Below are 25,034 nucleotides of genomic sequence, written 5' to 3'. Positions count from 1 at the left end.
TGGAATAAATGAAAAACTTACTTATAAGAAATGGCACAATAATATCTCCAAAAGATGGTATCAAATTTGAGAAAAGAGATATCTTGGTTTTACATGGAAAGATATGTGATATTGGATTAAATCTTAAAGAAATGATAAGAAAAGAAAAAATACTCATAAACAAAGAGTTTGAGATAATAAATGCTAACAACATGTATATTTCTCCTGGATTTATAGATGTTCATACCCATTGTTATAAGAGAAAATTACCTACAGGTATGGATTCTGATTCAATTGGAATTGAAAAAGGTTCAACAGTTATATTTGATGCAGGTACAGCAGGTCCTGTAAATTACTACGATTTTAAGAAAAAATATATGGATGAATGTAAGACTGAAGTGTATTCATTTTTAAATGTAACTAATGAGGGATTAAATATATTGAATGAATCAACATCTTTAGATGTTATAAATTTTGATAACATTGAGTCTATTGTAGAAAAAAACATGGAAAAGATAAAAGGTATAAAAGTAAAAGCAAGTAAATTTCAATCTAGTACAGATGGTATAGATATAATTAAGAAGTCAAAGCAAATTGCAGAAAAGTTAAATTTACCATTAGTGGTATATATAGGGGAGTATCCATCATATATAGATGAAGTAATGAATATTTTGGGAAAGGGAGATGTAGTTACGCCTGTATATGGAAATAGCACAAATGGAATATTTAATGAATCTGGCAGTTTGAGAGAATCTGTATTAAATGCAAAAGATAAAGGTGTATTATTTGATGTATGCCATGGATTAGAGCAGTTTGATTTTGAAGTCTTTAAAAAAGCAGTAAATCAAGGATTAGAGCCAGATTTAATAAGTACAGATATGCATATAAAAAATATGAAAGATATACATTATTCTCTTTTAAATGTTGTAAATAAAATCATGGAACTTGGTATACCTCTAGAAAAATGTATAGAAAAAGTAACTGAATATCCAACAAAAGTTTTTAATTTGCAAGGAAGTCAAGGGAGGATAAAAATTGGTGGAGAAGGTGATTTTACAATATTTACAATAGATGATAGTGAAGAAATTATAACAGATTATAATAATAATGAACTAATGCTAAATAAAAAATTGAACTTACAATATACTATAAAATCATGGATGAAAAGTAGTGAAGTTTATAGACATTCGTATGATGGCACTGTAATAAATTAAGTTATATTGAAAAAAAAGGAAAAATATGTTTAAATTAGTATATATTGGATAAATATGTAATGGAACAATAATTATAATTTTAGGGGAGGTATTTTAGTATGAAAGCATTTGTTGATAAAGATGTATGTGTAGCTTGTGGAGCGTGTATAGGAACATGTCCAGACGTTTTTAGTATGAGTGATGAAGGACATTCAGTTGCAATTGAAGGAGAAATACCAGCAGAATTACAAGATTTATGTAAAGAAGCAGAAGAAGGATGTCCAGTTTCAGCTATAACAGTTAAATAAGACTGTTTAGATTTAGTTTCAAGACAACATATAAGATTTGATTATTATTTAAGCTATAGTATTAGATTAAGATTCTATTACTATAGCTTTTTAAAATATATAAACTCAAAAGATAATATATTATTTTTATAAAAAGTGGAGGACTTATATATGAAGAAAAATTATGAAATAGTGCTGTTTGACCTAGATGGAACACTTACAGACCCTAAAGAAGGAATAACAAAGTCTATTCAATATTCTTTAAATAGTTTTGGTATAGAAGAAGAATTGGATAACTTAGAACAATTTATAGGGCCACCCCTACATTCTACTTTCAAAGACTATTATAAATTTGAAGATGAAAAGGCAACAGAAGCTGTTGAAAAATATAGAGAATACTTTTCTGACAGAGGAATATTTGAAAATAAAATCTATAAAGACATAAAGGAGACTTTAAAAATACTTTATGAGAATGGGAAAACATTATTATTAGCTACTTCTAAACCAACAGTTTTTGCAGAAACCATACTTAAATATTTTGGTATAGATAGTTATTTTAAATATATCGCAGGTAGTAACCTTGATGGTACAAGAGTAAATAAAAATGAAGTTATAGAATATGTGTTAGATTTGTGTGGTGTAACAGATAAAGATAAGGTCATTATGATTGGTGATAGAAAATACGATATAATTGGAGCTAATAAAATAGGTGTAGATTCTATAGGGGTATTGTATGGATATGGTTCTTTTGATGAAATTAGTAAGAGCAATCCTACCTATATTGTCGAAAGTGTTAAATCTATAAAAGATATTTTGCTATAAATATCTTTTATAGACAAAAACAATACAAAATGGTGTAGCATATTTAAAAATATGATATTATAATTAAGGAAGCCATTTAAAAAAGAGGAGGATGCACTTGAAATGAAATCTATTTTAATCATGGGTGGAAGCGACTTCATAGGTTCTGCACTTGCTAAGCGTTTAATTAAATGTGGGTATCAAATAGATATACTTACGAATGGTAAAAAGGAAATAGATTATAAAGGATTTAGAGAGCACTTAATTTGCGATAGAAAAGTACGCAAAGATATGGAAAACATTATCAATGGAAGACAGTACGATTACATATATGATATGACAGCATATACAAAAGAGGATGTTGGTAATCTTATTGATTTTGTGAACTTAGATAGCTTAAAAAAATACATAGTATTGTCAGCAGGAGCCGTATACAAAGATAGTGGAAGAAATGTAAAAGAAGATAATGAAAAAGGTGAAAATGAAAACTGGGGTAAATATGGACTTAACAAAAAAGAAACAGAAGATTTTGTTATAAATAGTTCTATACCATATATAATTATTAGGCCAACTTATATATATGGTGAAAATAATAATTTGTATAGAGAATACTATTTCTTTGAAAAAATAGAAAAAAACGAAAAAATACCAGTACCTAAAGGAAAACAAGTAAGCAATCAATTTATATATATTGGGGATTTAGTAAAAGTGTTAGAAAGTGTAATGAAAAATTCTCATGTGAGAGAAGCGTATAATGTAACAAATCCACAGTTAATATCTTGGGATGAACTTATATATACATGTGGAGAAGTTATTGGGAAGGAACCTATTATAAAATATGTAGACATGGAAAAAGTTGAGTTTAGAGAGAGAACTTACTTCCCGTTTAGAAATATAGACTTTAATCTAGATATAAATAAGCTTATTGAACATGGTCTTTATATACCAAATGTTTTATTAAAAGAAGGCCTTACAACAACATATAAATGGTTCTTAGCCAATAAACCAAAATTACATGATAGAAAAATGGATAAAGTTGAGTCTGTAATGCAAATAGTTTAAGATAATAAATAAGTAGGTAGATACTTTGAAATTAAAGATAAAGCGTTTTTTAAAATTTTTTATATTGATATTTGTTTTAATTTTTATATACTCAGTTGCAATAGAACCGAGTCTATTAATTGTGAAAAAATATAATATAAATGAAGATGGAAACATGATTAAAGAAGATATAGTAAAAAATGAGAATGAGATTATAAAAGTAGTTCAGATTTCAGATACTCAAATAGGCAGTTTTTATTCGACTAATAAACTTAAAAAAGTAGCTAATAAGGTGAATGCCTTAAATCCAGATATATTAGTATTTACTGGAGATTTAATTGATTATTCTAATAAAAATCCAGATATAGATGAAATTACAAAGATTTTATCTAGTATGAATGCAAGGTTAGGAAAGTTTTCAGTATTTGGTAATCATGATTATATGTATAAACTTCCTAGGTATTATAGACAAATTATGAAAAACTCTAACTTTCATCTTTTAGTTAATGAAAATAAGAAAATAAGACTTGAAGACAATAAGTATATTAATATACTTGGATCTGATGAGATATTAAATGGTAATCCAAATATACGAGATTTGGAAAGCAAAACTGATTATAATAGTTTTAATTTATTATTAGCACATGAACCAGATTTGGTAGATATGCTCAGTAAAGATACAATGAATTTAGTTTTATCTGGACATAGTCATGGTGGTCAAATAAGGTTGCCTTTCAAGGGTGCTTTAGTTACTCCTCCATATGGAAGGAAATACACTAAAGGATTTTATGATATAAAGGGAAATCATCTATATGTGAGTTCTGGTCTTGGAAGTACAAAGTTGCCATTTAGATTTTTTAATGTACCAGAGATAGTCGAATTTAATATTCTAATCTAGTATAAAATATTGTTTTTATGAAATATAGAGGGATAGAAATTTTAAGAATAAATTGAGTTAAGAATATAAAAAGTTTAAGTTATAGTTAATACATTTATTAGAATTGATAATAATATTAATAACTATTAAAATATAGATATAAAAAATAATAAAAATATAAAAGATTATAATATAGCAAGATTGTATCAATTATAAATAGAGAGTATTTATAATTAATACAATCTTGTGTTTCTTTATATAAAGATATTAATTTTTATACAATGTATGAAAATGATTTAATGTTATATTTAAATTACTTTAAATAAATATTTTTTATATTTTCCTTATCCCATATAAAAAGTTTTTCTGAATTATTTAAAGCTCCAAATACATTTCTTTTAAAATCTGGCATTTCTTTATTTAAATTCGCAATAAGGTTTTTTATGTATTCTCTCCTAGTATGGCCATTTGCAGGACATGGGTTTGCTATGATAGGATAGTTACACTCCTTTGAAATCTTCTTAGTCATATATTCTTCTATGTAAATCATTGGTCTTATAACAGTTAAATCTTGTCTATCTAAGTATGTTTTTGGCGAAAAACAATTAACTCTTCCTTCATAAAACATAGACATTAAAAATGTCTCAATAGCATCATCCTTATGGTGTCCAAGAGCTACTTTGTTGCACCCAAGTTTCTTTGCGTTGTCATTTAAAGCACCTCTTCTTAAATTAGCACATAGTGCACAAGGATTTTTTTCTTTTCTTATATCAAATACAATTTCTTTTATATTAGTTTGAAATTCATAAAAAGGTACATTTATTTCCTCACATAATTTGTTTAATGGTGATTTATCAATTCCACCAGTATTTAGTGTTACAGCTATTAATTCAAACTTTTGTGGAGAAAATCTTTGATAATTTTTAAGGATATGAAGTAATGTCAAACTATCTTTTCCACCAGAAAGACCAACTGCAATTTTATCATTTTCTTGTATCATATCAAAGTCTTGTATAGCCTTACGAGCTTTACTAAGAAGTTTTTGCATAGACATTTTTAGCACCATCCTTTATTTGAAAATATAAACTTAAGAATAACTTAAGGTTTACTTATAAAATACTTAAAACTTATACTCTAAAATTAACGTTAATAAACATAACGAAGGAGACGATTCAACCATGAAAAAATTAAAATTGATGTTAGGCATTATAGTAGTAGTATTTATAAGTATGTTTATAGTTAAAGATAAAATTCTGAAAGATGAAGAACCAACTAGAACTGCTCAATTTGCTTCATCTCAAGATGTTGAAACAGATTCTCAGAAAAAAAATCACTCAAATAGTATAGCAGATAATATATTATTGGTAAACAAGACAAATGAACTTAGTAAAGATTATATGCCGAAAGACATTACTAAGGTAAATATAGAATTTGTTCCAGAAGCTACTGAAGAGGAAAAACAAATGGCAGGAGAACCTGCAAAAGCAGTAGAAGACTTAGTTAGACAAGCTAATGAAGAAGGAATACAGTTTTTAGGGTCTTCAGCATATAGGTCTTACGAGACTCAACAAGATACTTATACAAGAAGAGTAAATTCTCAAGGTCAGGAAAAAGCTGATGCATATGTAGCAAAACCTGGACATAGTGAACATCAATCTGGACTGTGTATTGACTTGACAAATCCAGAGAGATGGTTTGTTGGAAGTACAAAAGAAGCTATATGGTTGGCAGAAAATGCTCATAAATTTGGATTTATAATAAGATATCCTAAAGGTAAAGAAGATATAACAGGTACAGCATATGAGCCATGGCATATTAGATATGTGGGTAAGGATGTTGCTGAGGAAATTTATTCAAAAGGGTTAACCTTGGAAGAATATTTGCAAAACAAATAATAAAACAACATAACATAAATTGTATGATATTACTAAATGTAATATAAATAAATTTGATACTAGACTACTTTAAGTATAGTATAATTTTAGATGAGTAAAAACTATATTAAAGTAAGTTAGGATGTGAAAAAGTGAAAGATACAATTCTTGTTGTGGATGATGAAAAGGAAATAAGAGACCTTGTAGAGATATACCTTTTAAATGATGGATATAATGTAATTAAGGCTAAAGATGGACAAGAAGCTTTAGATATTTTAGAAAAAGAAAATATTCATCTGATGGTATTGGATATAATGATGCCAAAGATGGATGGGATAGAAGTTTGTAGAAGAGTTAGAGTAAGTTTAAATATACCAATACTTATGTTGAGTGCCAAATCAGAGGATATGGATAAGATACAAGGAATAATGACAGGTGCAGATGACTATCTAACAAAGCCATTTAATCCACTTGAACTTACTGTGAGAGTAAAAGCATTACTTAGAAGAGCGTATTATTTTAGTGGTACTAACAAAGAAAATAAAGATGTCATAGAAGTTGGAGTGGTATTAATAGATAAGGAAAAGCATAGTGTAACAGTAGCTGGAAAGGATATATTTTTGACATCGAGAGAATTTGATATCTTGTATTTACTAGCAAATAATAAAGGTAGAGTATATAGTACAGAAGAGATATTTGAAAAAGTATGGAAAGAACAATACTACCAATCTAACAATACTGTAATGGTTCATATGAGTAGGATAAGAGATAAAATTGAAAAGTATACAGATGGAGAAAAAATAATTCATACTGTATGGGGGGTAGGATATAAAATTGAAAAATAAGAGTGTATTAAATTATATGTTTCGTCCTATAGTAGACTTTATAATAAGCTGTATTATAACCCTAATTATTATGTTAACAAGTGCATATATAATAAAGATATTATATATAAGAACTACTTTATCTACAATTAATTACTTTATGCTTAGTTTAAGAAATATTAGATCTGTTATAGGAGACAGCACATTATATTCAGTTTTATTTCTGACAGCATCATTATCAATTTATTCATTAATGTCATACAAGAGAAATAAAAAACTTGTAAATTTTCTAAAAGATACTGATAACAAAAATAAAAAACTAGAAATTATCATGGATGCTGTAAACTCAATGGAGGAAGGCGATTTAGAAAAAAGTATAGATATTGAGTATGAGTCAAATGGATTAAGTGATAAAAAAATTGATGAGATTGATGAACTTGCAAATAAAATCAATAGTATAGTTTATCAACTTAGAAATATAACTGTTGAAGAAAGACAGGCTCAACAAACTAAGACAGATTTAATAACAAATGTTTCACATGACCTAAGAACTCCTTTAACCTCAATAATGGGTTATCTAGGATTGATAGAAGATGGTAAGTATAAAGATGAAGTTCAGTTGATGTATTATGTTAATATTGCATATGAGAAATCAAAAAGTTTAAATATACTTATAAATGATTTATTTGAACTTACAAAAATGCAAAATAATACAATAAGATTAAAAAAAATAGACATAAACTTGGTAGAGCTATTAAGCCAAATAGTATCTCAACTTGGATTTTATTTTAAAAAAGAATTTATGGTTAGTAGAGTTAATTTCAATGAAGAAAAATTAATTATAAATGCTGACCCAAATAAATTGGTGAGAGCTTTTGAAAATCTTATAACCAATGCTATGAAATATGGAAAAGAAGGAATTTATGTGGATATAGTAACAGCAAAAAAAGGAAATATGGCTATTGCAAAAGTTATAAATTATGGAGAACCCATTCCAGTATTAGATTTACCAAATATATTTGATAGATTCTATAGAGTTGAAAAATCAAGAAATAGCAATGATGGAGGTTCTGGATTAGGTCTTGCAATTACAAAAAATATTGTGAATTTACATGGTGGGGAAATTACTGTTTCAAGTAATATACATCAAACTGTATTTGAGGTACAACTACCAATAATACAAGAAACTGTGTAATAAGATAAAAGTATGATTTAGATACACAAATATTTATAGCATAAAGTGTTTACAAAAATAAAAAAGTAATATATAATTTAAGTCAGTTTAATAAGATACTTATCAAGAATTAGGGGAGAGAGTTAGCTCAGCGATCCTATACCAACCTTTTATTAGGTGGTCCTGCTAACAACGATGAGATGATTGGAAATAATATACTCTTCTTATCAATAGTGGATAGGGGGAGTTTTTTTATAGATTTAAAGTAATAAATTTTTAAGTGATGATGGAGGATTCAAAAATGGAAAAAGTAGAAAGTTTTAAATTAGATCATACAAAAGTTAAAGCTCCTTTTGTGAGAAAGTGTAGTGTACTTGATGGAGTTAAAGGAGATAAAATAACTAAATTTGACTTGAGATTTTTACAACCAAATGTAGAAAGCTTTGGAACTGCTGCTATGCATGGTTTAGAACATTTATTAGCAACTTATTTAAGAGAGACATTAGATGGAGTGATAGATTTATCTCCAATGGGGTGCAGAACAGGATTTTATTTAATATTATGGGGAGATATAGATGCTAAAACAGTTAAAGATGGCTTAGAAAAGGCATTAAAGAAAGTAATTGAATCTGATAAAATGCCAGCTGCTACAGCTTTAGAATGTGGAAATTATAGAGACTTATCTTTATTTGGAGCAAAAGAATATGCAAAAGATGTTTTAGATAAAGGATTTTCTCTTAATATATATGGAGAATAATGTAATTGAAAGAGAACGTATAAGCATAAATCAAAGTGAGGTTCTAAGGTATTTACAATATAAAGGACAAGAAATAGATAAAGAACTTAAAGAAACTATTGATGAATGTATAGAAATAGCCAAAAACAAGATAAATCCTAGATATATATCTAGGATTTATCCTATCAAAATAAATAAAGATAAGATTGTAGAACTAGAGGGAACAAATTTAACCTTAAAAAGTAAGGATATATATGAACTTCTAAAAGACTGTGATGAATGTGTAATTATGGCAGCTACTTTGGGAATAGAGGTAGAAAAGGAAATAAAAAGATACTCTTACTCAGACTTAACAAGAGGACTAATAATTGATTCATGTGGAACAACAGCAATAGAAGAAGTATGCGATATTGTTCAAAATGATATAGAAAAGGTTTTTTTAAAACAAAACAAATTTATAACTATGCGATATAGCCCAGGATATGGGGACTTACCAATAGAGAAAAATATAGATATATTAAATGTTTTAAATGCTCAAAAACAAATAGGACTCACAATTACATCAAATGGGATTATGATACCAAGAAAATCAGTAGTAGCTATTATAGGCATTTCTAATTTGAAAATAGATAAATCAAAGAAAGAAAAATCGTGTGAAAATTGTAAAAACTACAGAAATTGTACATATAGAAAAGGAGCGAATTCTTGTGGAAATAAGACAATATCTAAAGGATAATATATTAATATTTGATGGTGCAATGGGAACAATGCTTCAACAAAAGGGGTTAAAAATAGGTGAAAATCCAGAAGTATTTGGTCTTCAAAATCCAGAAAAACTTATAGAGATACATACATCATATTTAGAAGCAGGCTCAAATGTAATTCTTACAAATACTTTTGGGTGTAATGAATTAAAATTAGATAGTGAATATACAGTAGAAAAAGTTATTGACAATGCTATTTTAGTAGCTAGAAAAGCTATAGAAAATGTAGATAACACTAAACCTAGATATGTAGCACTAGATATTGGTCCTATAGGAGAAATGTTAGAGCCTATGGGAACTTTAAGCTTTGACAGAGCATATGAGATATTTAAAAGACAAGTATTACAGGGAGTTAAATCTGGAGCTGATGTAATAGTAATAGAGACTATGATGGATTTATATGAAGCTAAAGCAGCCGTTTTAGCGGCTAAAGAGAATTCTGACTTACCTGTTTTCTGTACTATGACATTTGATGAGAGTGGGAGAAGTTTTACTGGATGTATGCCAGAAAGTATGGTTGCCACAATAGAAGGTCTGGGAGTTGATGCAATAGGAGTAAACTGTTCATTAGGTCCTAAACAGCTTTTGCCAATAGTCAAAAAAATTGTGTCAAGAGCTTCAATACCTGTAATGGTTCAAGCAAATGCAGGTTTACCAAATATAGTTGATGGAGAAGCTATCTATGATGTTGATGCAAAGGAATTTTTTGAGGGAGTCAAAAAATTTGTTGAAGCTGGAGCAACTATAATAGGCGGGTGTTGTGGCACAAATCCAAGCTTTATAAAAGAAATATCTGAAAATATAAGTTCTGTTAAAAAGGGAAGTACCGAAAAGATTGATAAATGTGTAGTTTGTTCGCCCTCAAAATTTGTGGAAGTAGAATCACCTACAGTTGTCGGAGAAAGATTAAATCCAACTGGTAGAAAATCTTTACAAGAAGCTTTAAAAAATGAAAATTTAGATTATGCAATAAATTTGGGGTTGGAACAAGTAAGTGCTGGTGCACAAATATTAGGCGTGAATGTTGGTTTGCCAGAAATAAATGAAAAGAAATTAATGCCAAAGTTGATAAAAGAGATTCAAGCAGTAGTAGATACACCATTACAAGTCGATTCTTCCAATGTAGAGGCTTTAGAACAAGGTCTTAGATATTATAATGGTAGAACAATTGTAAACTCTGTAAACGGCAAAGAAGAGTCCTTAGAAAGTATATTACCAATAGTTAAAAAGTATGGTGCATGTGTGGTTGGTCTTGCATTAGATGAAAAAGGTATACCTAAAAGAGCTGAGGAAAGATTTGAAATAGCAAAAAAAATAGTTGATAGAGCAGTTTCTTATGGAATAAAACCAAAAGATATATTTATAGATTGTTTATCACTAACTGTTTCAGCACAACAAGAGGAAGCAATAGAAACTATAAGAGCCATAACAATGGTTAAGACATTAGGGGTAAAAACTATACTAGGTGTTTCAAATATTTCATTTGGACTTCCAAATAGAAAAGCACTTAATGCTTCTTTTTTAACGCTAGCTTTAGGAGCAGGGCTTGACTTAGCAATTATAAATCCAAACGAATATAGTATGATGGAGGCTATTAATTCTTTTAGAATCTTAAATAATACAGATAAAGGCTGCGTAGATTATATAAATCAATATAGTAATATGAATAATTCAAAACAGTCTGATTCCACTATTAAAGCTAATAAAGACTTATCACTAGATGTTTTAGTTGAAAGGGGATTAAAAGAAGAAGCCAAAAATGAAACGTTGAATCTTTTAAAAGAGAAGGATGAAAATTATATATTAGATAAAATTTTAATTCCAGCTCTTGATAGAGTAGGAAAGAAATATGATAGTGGAGACATCTTTTTACCACAACTTATTCAATCAGCAGAAACAGTGAAAACTGCACTAAATACAATAAAAGAAACCTTAATAAGTAGAAGTAGTGATAATGTATCTAAAGGAAAAATAATAGTTGCTACAGTAAAAGGAGATATTCATGATATTGGAAAAAATATAGTAAAAATAATGCTAGAGAATTATGGATATGAAGTTATAGACTTAGGAAAAGATGTTCCAATTGAGGAAGTAGTAGAGGTTGCTAAAAAAAGAGATATAAAGTTAGTAGGGTTAAGTGCACTTATGACTACAACTGTTCAAAGTATGAAAGATACAATTCAAGCATTAAGAGATAATGAAATAAATGCAAAAGTATTTGTAGGTGGTGCTGTTTTGACAGAAGAATATGCTGAGGAAATGGGAGCTGACTATTATTCAAAGGATGCAAAATCTGCTGTTGAGATAGCAAAGCTAAATTTTTAGCATGTAAATCGAAATAAAGGTTTTACTAAATAGGATATTTTATATATAATATAAATATAAGTTTTAGAAACTTATGTCCAAAATAATAGGAATTAATCTATAATAATGAGATTAATTAATATAAAAAAATATTTATCATCAACATTAAAAAGGGCTGGGAAGTCTGGTATAACTTCCGTCAGCCCTTTTTAGTATAAAAACACTTAAAAAGCCCAATTGCCATCTTTAAAAATCTGTATATGTTTTCCATCATGAGTTTCTCCGACAATATCCATATCTGAAGAACCAACCATAAAGTCAACATGTGTTAGACTATCATTTACTCCATACTCATCTAATTCTTCATCTTTCAAATCATTTCCACCATCTAAGCAAGTCTTATATGCAGAACCAATTGCAAAGTGGCAAGAAGCATTTTCATCATATAAAGTATTATAAAAAATAATATTTGTATCAGATATTGGAGAGTTATATGGAACAAGAGCAACCTCTCCTAGATAATGAGAACCCTCATCTGTTTCAATAAGTTTCTTTAATGTTTCTAGTCCCTTTTCAGCAGAGAAATCTACTATTTTACCATCCTTGAAAGTTAAAGAGAAATTATCAATTATATTTCCTCCATAAACAAGGGGTTTAGTACTGTATACAGTTCCATTGACTTTAAACTTGTGTGGCATTCCAAAAATCTCTTCAGTTGGAATGTTAGGATTAAAACTTACTCCGTTAGGGTCTTTAGATGCTCCACTTAACCAAATATGACCTTTTGGTAAATCTAAAGTTAAATCAGTTTTTGAAGATTTATACTTTAAAGTTTTAAAATTACTTTCATTTAAAAAATCCATTTTAGACTTTAGATTTTCATTATGTTCTTTCCATGCTTTTATAGGGTCTTGTCCAGCAACTCTTGAACACTTAAATATGGCATCCCATAATTTATCTATTGCTTCATCTTCTGATAAACTTGGAAATACTTTTTTTGCCCAATCTTTTGTTGGTACAGAAACTATGCTCCATTTACATTTATCTGTTAGCGTATAAGAACGCCACTCTTTTAAAGCCTTTCCAGAAGCTTTTTGAAAGTTAGCAACTTTCTCAGGGTCAACATCTTTTAATAAATCAGGGTTTTGAGCATATACTGATAAAAATGCTCCACCTTCTTTAGCTATATCTACATATTGATCTGCTGTCCATTTTGGAAACTCATGAAATGCTTCGTTTGGAGCATATAAATATTTAATGAGAGTACTTTCTTCATCAGACCATTCTATATATACATTTTTAGCTCCACATTTATATGCTTCCCTCAGTGCATTTCTTGCAAAATCAGCACATTCGATTGGTGATTTTATAAGTAAAGTTTGACCTGGCTGTATGTTAACTCCGACCTTAATTGCTAACTCAGCATATTTTTCTAAATTTTTATTGAAATCCATATCTATCCTCCTGTATTTTTAACATTAAATAACTTATAAATATTATATCATTACTTAGATTTTGGGTCATATTTAAAATATTTATACTTAATAGACTGAGAAATAAAAAATATGTATTCTAATTAAAATAGATTGTTTAGATATATAATTGTAACTAAGACGTTATTTTTTGTTGATAATAGTATTAAAGTAGAAATAAAAATACTTTTTTAGTGAAAGGCTATACAAGAATACCGAAAAAAACTTATAATATAATAATGAGATAGATATTTATAATGAAATAAAAAATTTTCTGGCAAAGCTTATATATGTTTAAATATAGTAGTTTATATATTATGAACAGAAGATTTCAGTTAGGAGGGCATAAATGGAGCTTTATGAAGCCATTTTTTATAGAAAATCTGTAAGAAATTTTTCCAGTACAAAACTAAAAAAGCCATTAATGGAAGAAATAAAAAGAAGTTGTAAAAATTTAGAATACTTAAATGAAGATTTAAATATTAAAGCACATGTTGTTGATAGAGGTCATATAATACACTTTTTAATGGGGAAAGAGTGTAAAGTAAAAGCACCTCATTATATAGTAGTCACATCAGATAAGGGAAAAGACTATTTACAAAATATAGGTTTTGCTACTGAAGGTATAGTATTACGTCTTACAACATTAGGAGTAGCTACTTGTTGGCTGGAGTCCACATTAAAAAGAGAAGATATCTTGGAATTTGTAGATATTGGAAACAAAGACCCAAGAGAAGATGAAGAAGACGATTTAGATTATTTAGCTGGAATAAAAACAGAAGAAGAAGATGAAAACAAAATAGAAAATCCATATATAATAATAGCTTTTGGATATCCGGCAAAAAATGAAGATTTATTTAGGACAAGATATGCTAGACCTGATAGAAAACCAGTAAAAGATATTATAAATAAAATAAATAGAAATAGAAAATGGAAAGAAATATTAGAATTTACAAGAAGAGCTCCATCTGTGAAAAACTCTCAACCTTGGTATTTTCACAAAGATGAACGAGGTCTTCATCTATTTGAAAAGAAACCTAAGAAACATTGTGAATATATGAATAAGGTTAGCTTAGGTGTAGGTTTAAGACATTTTGATATAGCATGTATAAAAAATAAAATAGATGTTTCATATGAAAAACTTCCTATAAAGAATAAAATAGGAAAATCATATTTTATAACTGTAGTTGAACATGTAAAACCAGAAGAAGAAGAAACTCAAGATGAAAATTTAAGTTTGGAAAAAGAAGAATCACAAAATGAATAAAATTTTGAGAGGGGATAGTAGACATGTATAAGTGTGGGAAATGTAATCTTAGAGGCTGTTCAGATGGAGATATGGATAAGCTAATGAAGATATGCCCAACTAGGGAAGTTGAGTTACAAGAAAAAGCAAAAAAACTTTATGAAGAGGAAGAAAATAGAAAAATAGCTTATAATGCTGGATTAATTGAAACAGAGGGATACTGTCAATATACTAGGTTAAAAGAGATTATAGAGTTTGCTAAAAAATGTGACTATAAAAAAATTGGTATAGCATTTTGTATTGGTTTAAAAAGAGAAATGCAAACAGTACAAAAGGTATTTGAACATCATGGATTTGAAGTGTTTTCTGTTATATGTAAAAATGGAGCGATTCCTAAGACTACAGTTGGATTGAAGCCATCACAAACAATATCAAAATGTAAAGATGAAATAATGTGTAATCCAATAGGGCAAGCTTTATTTTTAAATGAGGCTAAAGTTGACCTTAATATAATTCTTGGATTATGTGTTGGTCATGATACATTAGCCATGAAATATATGGAAGCTCCTATAACAACTCTAATTGTCAAAGATAGAGTAACTGGGCATAATCCAGCTGCTGCTATATATAATGCAGAGTCTTATTTTGAAAAAAAATTATTTGATAAAGATGAAGAATAATTCAAAGACTTATTGACATAAAAAGCAATTAGTGGTTTAATTATAAAAAAGATGAAACTTTAAAATATCCTTAAGATACATAAAGTTATATAAATAAAGAAAAAATATTATGACTAAATTCCTTAAACTAGTCCAGAGAGACTAAAGGGTTATAGATAGTGTTAATATATAACCTCTAGTAAATCACCTAGAGGTTTTTGATGAGTATAAAATAAAAAATTTAAATATAATAAAGTCTTTTAAACTAGTCCAGAGAGACTGGGAAAGATATCTCATAGCTAATTAATATCAAAGTTATGTATAGATAAAATCCTTGTGCCTCTTTTGGTGTAAGGATTTTTTTATGAGGATTTAGGCTTTATTAAAAAGGAGATATAAAAATGATAAATGGTAAAGAGAAGCTAATAGTTGCAATTGATACTGACGAATTTGATAAAGCTAAAGAACTAATAGACAAATTGGAAGATAGTGTAGATATATTTAAAGTAGGACTAGAACAATATGTGGCTACAAAAGGAAAGACAATAGACTACTTAAAAGAAAAAGGTAAAAAAATATTTCTAGACCTTAAATTCCATGATATTCCAAATACTATGAAAAGTGCAGTAAGAGCTGCAGTAAGAGATAATGTTTGGTTAATGACAATTCATGTATCAGATATGGAAGGGATGAGACAATGTGCACTAGTTGCTAAAGAAGAAGCAGAGAGATTAAATATAGAAAAACCTTTGGTGGTTGGAGTAACAGTTTTAACTTCATTAAGCAACCAAGACTTACAAGATATAGGATGTAATATGACAACAGAAGAATTGGCTATAAAGAGAGCTAAATTAGCAAAAGAATCAGGAATAGATGGAGTTGTTTGCTCAGCTCAAGAAGTAGATAAGATAGTAGAGGCATGTGGAACTGATTTTATAACAGTTTGCCCAGGGATAAGACCTAAGTCAGCAGAAGTTGGAGACCAAAAAAGAGTTGTTACTCCATCAGATGCAATAAAAAGAGGAGCTCATTATTTAGTTGTTGGAAGACCTATAACAAAAGCAGAAAGTCCAAGAGAATCAGCTATTAATATTGTAAAAGAAATAGAAAATGCTTAGATAAAACATTTGGGAGGTAGCTTATATGAAGGGGAAATTAATTTTAGAAGATGGAACAGTATTTGAAGGAAAAGCATTTGGATATTTAAAGGAAGCTGTTGGTGAAGTTGTGTTTAATACTTCAATGGCAGGATATGGTGAACTACTGACAGATGCAACTTATTATGGACAAATAGTGACAATGACATATCCACTTATAGGGAACTATGGAATAAATTTAGAAGATGTTGAATCAAATAAAGTACAAGTAAAAGGACTTATAGTAAGAGAAAAAAGTGACAACCCAAATAATTTTAGATGTGAAATGGATATAGACACATATCTAAAGCAAAACAAAGTAATTGGACTTGAAGGAATAGATACAAGAGCATTGACTAAGATTATTAGAAATAATGGAACAAAAAAAGGTATTATAACTTTAGAAAATGTATCATTACAAGAAATTCAGTCTAAATTAACAGAGTGTTGCAATAAAGATTCTGTTAAAAGTGTTACAAGAAAAGAAATTGAAAATATTAAAGGGACTGGTGTTAAAGTCGTAGTTGTAGACTTTGGTGTTAAAAATAGTATATTAGACTCACTGAAAGCTTGTAACTGTGACATAATGGTAGTACCAGCAATGACTACTTCAGAAGAAATTTTAAATATAAACCCTGACTTGATATTATTATCTAATGGGCCAGGTAATCCAGAAGATATAAATGATATAGTTGAAAATATAAAGAAATTAGTAGGCAAAAAACCACTAGCAGGAATCGGTTTAGGACATCAAATTTTGGCATTAGCATTAGGTGGAAAAACTTCAAAACTTGCATTTGGACATAGAGGAGGAAATCATCCAGTTAAATGTTTAGAAACAGGAAAAGTATTTATAACTTCTCAAAATCACGGATACAATGTTTCAGAAATGCCAGAAGATACAGAGATAACTCATGTAAATTTAAATGACAATACTATAGAAGGAATGAGACATAAGGAATTACCAATATATAGTGTTCAGTACATTCCAGAATACACAACAAAAGAAGATTTAGATTGTATATTTAATAAATTCTTAGCATTAATATAGATTTAGTATTATTTACAGATAGTAAAAACCATTTAGATAAGGAGAAAAATTTATGCCTAAATTAGATAGTATAAAGAAAACTTTAGTATTAGGGTCAGGACCAATAATAATAGGTCAAGCGGCAGAATTTGACTATTCAGGAACTCAAGCATGTCAATCTTTAAAAGAAGAAGGAATTGAAGTTGTATTAATAAATAGTAATCCAGCTACAATAATGACTGATAAAGAAGTGGCAGATAAAATATATATAGAACCATTAACAATAGAATTTATAGAAAAAATAATAGAAAAAGAAAGACCAGATAGCTTACTTGCAGGTATGGGTGGACAAACAGGATTAAACTTAGCAGTTGAGCTTTATGAAAAAGGCATACTAGATAAATATGGAGTAAAAATAATAGGTACTTCAGTAGAATCTATTAAAAAAGGTGAAGACAGAGATATATTTAGAGATGTAATGAAAGAAATAAATCAACCTGTAATAGTTAGTGATATAGTTACAGATTTACAAGCAGGTCTTGATTATGCACTTACAATAGGGTATCCAGTAGTTGTAAGACCAGCATATACATTAGGTGGAACTGGTGGAGGTATCGCTGATACTGAGGAAGAATTAAGAGAGATACTTTCACATGGATTGCAATTAAGTCCAGTTGGACAAGTATTAATTGAAAAAAGTATAAAAGGTTGGAAAGAAATAGAATATGAAGTAATAAGAGATTCAAAAGGAAACTGTATAGTTGTATGTAACATGGAAAATATAGACCCAGTTGGAGTTCATACAGGAGATAGTATAGTTGTTGCTCCAACACAAACTCTAAGCAATAAAGAATGTGCGATGCTTAAAAAAGCATCTTTAGATATATTAAATGCAGTAGAAGTTCAAGGTGGATGCAATGTTCAGTTTGCATTAAACCCACATAGTTTTGAATATGCAGTTATAGAGATAAATCCAAGAGTTAGTAGATCATCAGCATTAGCATCAAAAGCTACAGGATATCCAATAGCAAAAGTTTCATCAAAAATAGCTTTAGGATATACTTTGGATGAAATAGAAAATGCAGTAACTAAAAAAACTTATGCTTGTTTTGAGCCAACTATAGACTATGTAGTTGCTAAGATACCAAAATGGCCATTTGATAAATTTAAAAAGGCAAATAGAAAATTAGGAACTAAGATGATGGCAACTGGTGAAATAATGAGTATAGGAAGTAACTTTGAAGCTGCTATTCTTAAGGGAATAAGATCACTAGAAACAGGAAAATATTCATTAGTTCATGCTCCATCAGAAGAGAGAAGTATTGAAGCGTTAAAGAAAAGAGTTGTAGTGCCTGATGATGAAAGATTGTTTGATTTAGCTGAAATGATAAGAAGAGGCTATAAAGTAGAAATGATAGAACAAATCACAGGAATAGACAAATGGTTTATAAATAAATTTAAATGGATAGTTGAACAAGAAGAAAAATTAAAAGTTATGAAGATTGAAGACTTAACTAAAGATTATCTTCTTGAGTTAAAGAAAAAAGGATTCTCTGATAAAGGTATATCTGACTTAATGAAGATAAGCCCAGAAAAATTATACGAATTAAGAAGTCTATATAACATAAAACCAGCATACAAAATGGTTGATACATGTGCAGGAGAAATAGATGCGATATCTCCATATTATTACTCAACTTATGAGCAATATGATGAAGTAGTTGTAAGTGATAAGAAAAAAGTAATAGTGTTAGGATCTGGACCAATAAGAATAGGTCAAGGTATAGAATTTGACTATTGTTCAGTTCACTGTGTAAAATCTTTGAGAAAGATGGATATAGAAACTATAATCATAAACAATAACCCTGAAACAGTAAGTACAGATTTTGATACATCAGATAAACTATATTTTGAACCATTAACAGAAGAAGAAGTTTTAAGTATAATTGAAAAAGAAAAACCAGAAGGTGTAATACTACAATTTGGAGGACAAACAGCTATAAAACTAGCTAAGTTCTTACATGAGAAAAATATACCTATATTGGGAACTGATTTTGATGATATAGATGCAGCGGAAGATAGAGAAAAATTTGATGATTTATTAGAGAGATTAGATATAAATAGACCAAAAGGAAAAGGTGTATGGTCACTTAATGAAGGTATTGAAGTTGCTAATGAATTAGGTTATCCAGTATTAGTTAGACCATCTTATGTACTTGGTGGTCAAGGTATGGAAATAACTTACAATGAAGAAAAATTATCTCAATACCTACAGGATGCATTTGATAGAGACCATAAGAATCCAGTACTTATAGACAAGTATTTAACTGGTAGAGAAATAGAAGTAGATGCCATATGTGATAAAGAAGATATATTAATACCTGGAATAATGGAACACTTAGAAAGAGCTGGAGTTCACTCTGGAGATAGTACGACAATGTATCCAAGCCAAAATATATCTGATAAGATAAAAGAAAAGATAGTAGAATACACTAAAAAAATAGCTTTAGACCTTAATGTACTTGGTATGGTTAATATACAATTTATAGAATTCCAGAATGAATTATATATAATAGAGGTTAATCCTAGAGCCAGTAGAACAGTACCATATATAAGTAAAGTGAGTGGGGTACCAATAGTTGATTTAGCTACTAAATGTATGTTAGGAGCTAAATTAAAGGATTTAGGATATGGTACAGGAGTTTATAAAGAGCCTAAACTAGTATCAGTAAAAGTGCCAGTATTCTCAATGTCTAAATTAGCTAAAGTTGAAGTAAGTCTTGGACCTGAAATGAAATCTACAGGAGAAGTTTTAGGTGTAGGAGAAAACCTAGAAGAAGCTCTATATAAAGGATTCTTGGCTGCAGGTAGACATATGTCTGACGAAAGAGGAGTAGTACTTGCTACTGTTAATAATAACGATAAAGATGAGTTTATAGCAATAGCAAAAGATATGAAAGAGTTAGGATACACTTTTGTTGCTACAGAAGGTACAGCTAAGAGTCTAAGAGAAAATGGAATAGAAGCTGATATAGTAAATAGAGTGGAAGAATCTAGACCAAACATACTAGATGCTATAAGAAATAAACAAGTTGATATAGTAATAAATACACCTACTAAAGGTAATGACTCAACAAGAGACGGATTTAAAATGAGAAGAACAGCTATTGAATTTTCTACTGAAATAATGACATCTTTAGATACACTAAAAGCTCTAGTAGAGGTTAAGAAAAAACACCTAAACAAAGATAAGTTAAAAGTTTACAATATAGCTGAATAGAAATTAAGTTGATTGTATAGTTTAAGAATTTAATCATTAAATTAAAAAGAAGAAGTTATTTTTTCTATGAGTTTTTACTTTTGAGATAACTTCTTTTTTTTAAGAAATTTGTAGTATAATAGAAAAAGATAAAAAATAAATGTAAATAAGTATAAAACTAGAATGTAAAAGTGAAAAATAGATATAGATATTTAAAAGATTATATTTAGTTAATGTTCTTTAGTTTGCCTAAAGAGAATTATAGGAGGTACTGTAATATGAAAGCAAGGTTAATATTAGAAGATGGGACAGTTTTTATAGGAAAAGCATTTGGATATTTAGAAGAAAGTGTAGGAGAAGTAGTATTTAACACTTCGATGATAGGATATGGTGAAGTTTTAACAGACCCTTCTTACTATGGTCAAATAGTTACTATGACTTATCCTCTTATAGGAAATTATGGTATAAATTTATCATCAGCAGAATCTGAAAAAGTGCAAGTGAAAGGATTTATAGTAAGAGAAAAAAGTGATTCTCCAAGTAATTTTAGATGTGAGATTGATATAGACCAATATTTAAAGCAAAATAAAGTGATAGGACTAGAAGGAATAGATACAAGAGCTTTAACTAAGATACTTAGAAATAATGGGACAATGAAAGGTATAATTACATTAGAAGATAGCAAGTTAGAAGATGTTAAACATAAATTAGATAAGTTTTCAAATACAGAAGCAGTTAGAACGGTTACAAGAAAAGAAGTAGAGCATATAGAAGGAAATGGACCAAAAGTAGCTGTTATGGATTTTGGAGTTAAAAGAAATATCTTAAGATCATTTATAGCTCGTGGATGTGATATAACAATATTCCCAGCTACAACATCTCCAGAAGATGTATTAAGTATAAACCCTGATTTAATATTTTTATCAAATGGGCCTGGAGACCCAGAGGATTTAGAAGATGTTATAGAAAATATAAAAGCTCTAATTGGTAAAAAGCCTATAGTTGGAATATGCTTAGGGCATCAGCTTTTAGCCCTAGCTCTTGGAGGAAAAACTGCTAAACTTAAATTTGGACATAGAGGTGGAAATCATCCAGTTAAAGATTTAGAAGAGGGAAAAGTATTTATAACTTCTCAAAATCATGGATATTATGTTTCAGAAGTTCCTGAACAAATGAAAGTGACACATATAAATTTAAATGATAATACTGTTGAGGGAATGAGACATGAGAAGCTAGATGTATACAGTGTTCAATACCACCCTGAAGCTTGTCCAGGGCCAAAAGATAATGACTATATTTTCGATAAGTTTTTAGAGTTCGTAAAATAAATAATATCAATATATATAATATATAACTAAAAATAAGACTAACTTAAATCAAAAAAATATTGGTTTAATTAATATAGATATAATAAATAATCTCAAATTTAATATGGAATAAAATAATTAAAATTGATTGTATAGATTATGAAGATAGAAACTGTGAAAATTGTTTAGATAAGGAGAAAGAGTTATGCCTAAATTAGATAGTATAAAGAAAACTTTAGTATTAGGGTCAGGGCCAATAATAATAGGTCAAGCAGCAGAGTTTGACTACTCAGGAACACAGGCCTGCCAAGCATTAAAAGAAGAGGGAATAGAAGTTGTATTAGTAAATAGTAATCCAGCGACGATAATGACTGATAAAGAAATTGCAGATAAAATATATATAGAACCATTAACAATAGAATTTATAGAAAAAATAATAGAAAAAGAAAGACCAGATAGCTTACTTGCAGGTATGGGTGGTCAAACAGGACTAAACTTGGCTGTAGAATTACATGATGCTGGTATACTAGATAAATATAATGTAAAAGTTATAGGTACATCTATAGAGTCTATAAAAAAGGGTGAGGATAGAGATTTATTTAGAGAAGTAATGAAAGAAATAAATCAACCTGTAATAGTTAGTGATATAGTTACAAACCTAGAAGCAGGTCTTGAATTTGCAAGCAAAATAGGATATCCAGTGGTTGTAAGACCAGCATATACACTAGGTGGAACTGGCGGAGGTATAGCTGATACTGAGGAAGAATTAAGAGAGATACTTTCACATGGATTGCAATTAAGTCCAGTAGGTCAAGTTCTTCTTGAAAAGAGTATAAAAGGTTGGAAAGAAATAGAATATGAAGTAATGAGAGATGGGAATGGAAACTGTATAACTGTATGTAACATGGAAAATGTAGACCCAGTTGGAGTTCATACAGGAGATAGTATAGTTGTTGCTCCAAGTCAAACTTTAAGTGATGAAGAATACCAACTACTTAGAAAAGCATCAATAGATATAATAAATGCAATAGAAGTTCAAGGTGGATGTAATGTTCAAATAGCTTTAAATCCACATAGTTTAGAATATGCAATAATAGAAATAAATCCAAGAGTTAGTAGATCATCAGCGCTAGCATCAAAAGCTACAGGATATCCAATAGCAAAAGTGGCAGCTAAGATAGCCTTAGGATATACTTTGGATGAAATAGAAAATGCAGTAACTAAAAAAACTTATGCTTGTTTTGAGCCAACTTTAGATTATGTAGTAGTAAAAATACCAAAATGGCCATTTGATAAATTTAAAAAGGCAAATAGAAAATTAGGAACTAAGATGATGGCAACTGGTGAAATAATGAGTATAGGAAGCAACTTTGAAGCTGCTATTCTTAAGGGAATAAGATCACTAGAAACAGGAAAATATTCATTAGTTCATGCTCCATCAGAAGGTAGAACGTTAGAAGAGCTAAAGAAAAGAGTTGTAGTACCTGATGATGAAAGATTGTTTGATTTAGCTGAAATGATAAGAAGAGGCTATAAAGTAGAAATGATAGAAGAAATCACTGGTGTTGATAAGTGGTTTATAAATAAATTTAAATGGATAGTTGAGCAAGAAGAAAAATTAAAAGGTCTTAAAATAGAAGATTTAGATAAGGAATACTTACATGAATTAAAGAAAAAAGGATTCTCTGATAAAGGTATATCTGACTTAATGAAGATAAGCCCAGAAAAATTATACGAATTAAGAAGTCTATACAATATACAACCTGTTTATAAAATGGTTGATACATGTGGAGGAGAATTTGAAGCTCTATCTCCATATTACTACTCAACTTATGAGCAATATGATGAAGTAGTTGTAAGTGATAAGAGAAAAGTTGTAGTATTAGGTTCTGGACCAATAAGAATAGGTCAAGGTATAGAATTTGACTATTGTTCAGTTCACTGTGTAAAATCTTTAAGAAAAATGGGTATAGAAACTATAATTGTAAACAATAACCCTGAAACAGTAAGTACAGATTTTGATACATCAGATAAACTATATTTTGAACCATTAACAGAAGAAGAAGTTTTAAACATAATTGAAAAAGAAAAACCAGAAGGTGTAATACTACAATTTGGAGGACAAACAGCTATAAAACTAGCTAAGTTCTTACATGAGAAAAAAATACCTATATTGGGAACTGATTTTGATGATATAGATGCAGCAGAAGATAGAGAAAAATTTGACGACTTATTAGAGAGATTAGATATAAATAGACCAAAAGGAAAAGGTGTATGGACAACTAATGAGGGTATTGAAGTTGCTAATGAATTAGGTTATCCAGTATTAGTTAGACCATCTTATGTACTTGGTGGTCAAGGTATGGAAATAACTTATAACGAGGAAAAATTAACTCAGTATTTAGATGATGCCTTTGCCAGAGACCATAAGAATCCAGTACTTATAGATAAATATCTAACTGGTAGAGAAATAGAAGTAGATGCCATATGTGATAAAGAAGATATATTAATACCTGGAATAATGGAACACTTAGAAAGAGCTGGAGTTCACTCTGGAGATAGTACGACAATGTATCCAAGCCAAAACATATCTGATAAGATAAAAGATAAAATTCTAGAGTATACTAAAAAAATAGCTTTAGACCTTAATGTACTTGGTATGGTTAATATACAATTTATAGAATTTCAAAATGAATTATATATAATAGAGGTTAATCCTAGAGCCAGTAGAACAGTACCATATATAAGTAAAGTGAGTGGGGTACCAATAGTTGACTTAGCTACTAAATGTATGTTAGGAGCTAAATTAAAGGATTTAGGATATGGTACAGGAGTTTATAAAGAGCCTAAACTAGTATCAGTAAAAGTGCCAGTATTCTCAATGTCTAAATTAGCTAAAGTTGAAGTAAGTCTTGGACCTGAAATGAAATCTACAGGAGAAGTTTTAGGTGTAGGAGAAAACCTAGAAGAAGCTCTATATAAAGGATTCTTGGCTGCAGGTAGACATATGTCTGACGAAAGAGGAGTAGTACTTGCTACTGTTAATAATAACGATAAAGATGAGTTTATAG

General features: G+C 29.1%; 20 protein-coding genes. 18 read left to right on the top strand and 2 right to left on the bottom strand.

Features of this window, described 5'->3' with window-relative positions; genetic code table 11:
- The first annotated feature begins 8 nt into the window (after positions 1–8).
- From IR151_RS16100 to IR151_RS16080, 5 genes are all read left to right on the top strand, one after another.
- Positions 9–1,193 carry an amidohydrolase family protein gene (locus tag IR151_RS16100; RefSeq protein WP_227436434.1) on the top strand — a complete coding sequence of 395 codons (1,185 nt, stop codon included), beginning with the start codon at positions 9–11 and terminating at the stop codon, positions 1,191–1,193.
- A 98-nt stretch (positions 1,194–1,291) separates the two neighbouring features.
- On the top strand, positions 1,292–1,480 hold the full coding sequence (locus IR151_RS16095) for a ferredoxin (protein ID WP_227436432.1): 189 nt from the start codon (positions 1,292–1,294) through the stop codon (positions 1,478–1,480).
- A 150-nt stretch (positions 1,481–1,630) separates the two neighbouring features.
- On the top strand, positions 1,631–2,281 hold the full coding sequence (locus tag IR151_RS16090) for an HAD family hydrolase (protein ID WP_227436430.1): 651 nt from the start codon (positions 1,631–1,633) through the stop codon (positions 2,279–2,281).
- 102 nt (positions 2,282–2,383) lie between these two features.
- Positions 2,384–3,322, top strand: coding sequence for an SDR family oxidoreductase (locus IR151_RS16085; protein WP_227436429.1), 939 nt, complete (start codon positions 2,384–2,386; stop codon positions 3,320–3,322).
- Between the two features lie 25 nt (positions 3,323–3,347).
- The gene (locus IR151_RS16080) at positions 3,348–4,199 is read left to right on the top strand and encodes a metallophosphoesterase (protein WP_227436427.1); all 852 of its coding nucleotides are present in this window, start codon (positions 3,348–3,350) and stop codon (positions 4,197–4,199) included.
- 292 nt (positions 4,200–4,491) lie between these two features.
- Here the strand turns inward: IR151_RS16080 and IR151_RS16075 are convergent, their stop codons facing one another.
- Positions 4,492–5,232 (bottom strand): ATP-binding protein, encoded by a 741-nt coding sequence (locus IR151_RS16075; protein WP_227436426.1) that lies wholly within the window; start codon positions 5,230–5,232, stop codon positions 4,492–4,494.
- A gap of 124 nt (positions 5,233–5,356) precedes the next feature.
- Between IR151_RS16075 and IR151_RS16070 the strand changes: the two genes are divergently transcribed.
- The 6 genes from IR151_RS16070 to IR151_RS16045 all read left to right on the top strand — a co-directional run bounded on the left by IR151_RS16070 (position 5,357) and on the right by IR151_RS16045 (position 11,875).
- Complete coding sequence (locus IR151_RS16070; protein WP_227436424.1) at positions 5,357–6,073, top strand: M15 family metallopeptidase; 717 nt, start codon at positions 5,357–5,359, stop codon at positions 6,071–6,073.
- A 131-nt stretch (positions 6,074–6,204) separates the two neighbouring features.
- On the top strand, positions 6,205–6,897 hold the full coding sequence (locus tag IR151_RS16065) for a response regulator transcription factor (protein WP_227436423.1): 693 nt from the start codon (positions 6,205–6,207) through the stop codon (positions 6,895–6,897).
- Complete coding sequence (locus IR151_RS16060; protein WP_227436421.1) at positions 6,887–8,071, top strand: ATP-binding protein; 1,185 nt, start codon at positions 6,887–6,889, stop codon at positions 8,069–8,071. The genes IR151_RS16065 and IR151_RS16060 overlap by 11 nt, the downstream gene beginning before the upstream one ends.
- Positions 8,072–8,351: 280 nt before the next feature.
- Entirely contained in the window at positions 8,352–8,807 is a 456-nt protein-coding gene (locus tag IR151_RS16055) for an S-ribosylhomocysteine lyase (protein ID WP_227436419.1), read from the top strand.
- On the top strand, positions 8,797–9,522 hold the full coding sequence (locus IR151_RS16050; RefSeq protein ID WP_227436417.1) for a vitamin B12 dependent-methionine synthase activation domain-containing protein: 726 nt from the start codon (positions 8,797–8,799) through the stop codon (positions 9,520–9,522). The genes IR151_RS16055 and IR151_RS16050 overlap by 11 nt, the downstream gene beginning before the upstream one ends.
- Entirely contained in the window at positions 9,494–11,875 is a 2,382-nt protein-coding gene (locus IR151_RS16045) for a homocysteine S-methyltransferase family protein (RefSeq protein WP_227436415.1), read from the top strand. The genes IR151_RS16050 and IR151_RS16045 overlap by 29 nt, the downstream gene beginning before the upstream one ends.
- Before the next feature lie 203 nt (positions 11,876–12,078).
- On the opposite strand, the gene IR151_RS16040 is transcribed toward IR151_RS16045, so the two are convergent.
- Positions 12,079–13,308, bottom strand: coding sequence for an aminopeptidase (locus tag IR151_RS16040; protein ID WP_227436413.1), 1,230 nt, complete (start codon positions 13,306–13,308; stop codon positions 12,079–12,081).
- 367 nt (positions 13,309–13,675) lie between these two features.
- Between IR151_RS16040 and IR151_RS16035 the strand changes: the two genes are divergently transcribed.
- The 7 genes from IR151_RS16035 to carB (IR151_RS16005) form a co-directional block, all read left to right on the top strand.
- Entirely contained in the window at positions 13,676–14,593 is a 918-nt protein-coding gene (locus tag IR151_RS16035; RefSeq protein WP_227436411.1) for a nitroreductase family protein, read from the top strand.
- Positions 14,594–14,616: 23 nt separating this feature from the next.
- Positions 14,617–15,252: a DUF1847 domain-containing protein gene (locus IR151_RS16030; RefSeq protein ID WP_227436409.1), complete on the top strand. Its 636-nt coding sequence runs from the start codon at positions 14,617–14,619 to the stop codon at positions 15,250–15,252.
- A gap of 380 nt (positions 15,253–15,632) precedes the next feature.
- Entirely contained in the window at positions 15,633–16,349 is a 717-nt protein-coding gene (pyrF, locus tag IR151_RS16025) for an orotidine-5'-phosphate decarboxylase (protein WP_227436407.1), read from the top strand.
- Positions 16,350–16,374: 25 nt separating this feature from the next.
- The gene (gene carA, locus IR151_RS16020; RefSeq protein ID WP_227436405.1) at positions 16,375–17,418 is read left to right on the top strand and encodes a glutamine-hydrolyzing carbamoyl-phosphate synthase small subunit; all 1,044 of its coding nucleotides are present in this window, start codon (positions 16,375–16,377) and stop codon (positions 17,416–17,418) included.
- A 52-nt stretch (positions 17,419–17,470) separates the two neighbouring features.
- Entirely contained in the window at positions 17,471–20,677 is a 3,207-nt protein-coding gene (gene carB, locus IR151_RS16015) for a carbamoyl-phosphate synthase large subunit (RefSeq protein WP_227436403.1), read from the top strand.
- A gap of 257 nt (positions 20,678–20,934) precedes the next feature.
- Positions 20,935–21,984, top strand: coding sequence for a glutamine-hydrolyzing carbamoyl-phosphate synthase small subunit (gene carA, locus IR151_RS16010; RefSeq protein ID WP_227436401.1), 1,050 nt, complete (start codon positions 20,935–20,937; stop codon positions 21,982–21,984).
- 184 nt (positions 21,985–22,168) lie between these two features.
- Positions 22,169–25,034, top strand: a 2,866-nt coding sequence (gene carB / locus IR151_RS16005) for a carbamoyl-phosphate synthase large subunit (RefSeq protein ID WP_227436399.1), incomplete at its 3' end; no start/stop codon positions are given.

It is taken from the genome of Clostridioides sp. ES-S-0006-03 (assembly GCF_020662275.1).
Taxonomy (GTDB): Bacteria; Bacillota; Clostridia; order Peptostreptococcales; family Peptostreptococcaceae; genus Clostridioides.
The sequence above is the reverse complement of the archived record's forward strand: the minus strand, read 5'-3'. Positions and strand labels throughout refer to the sequence as shown.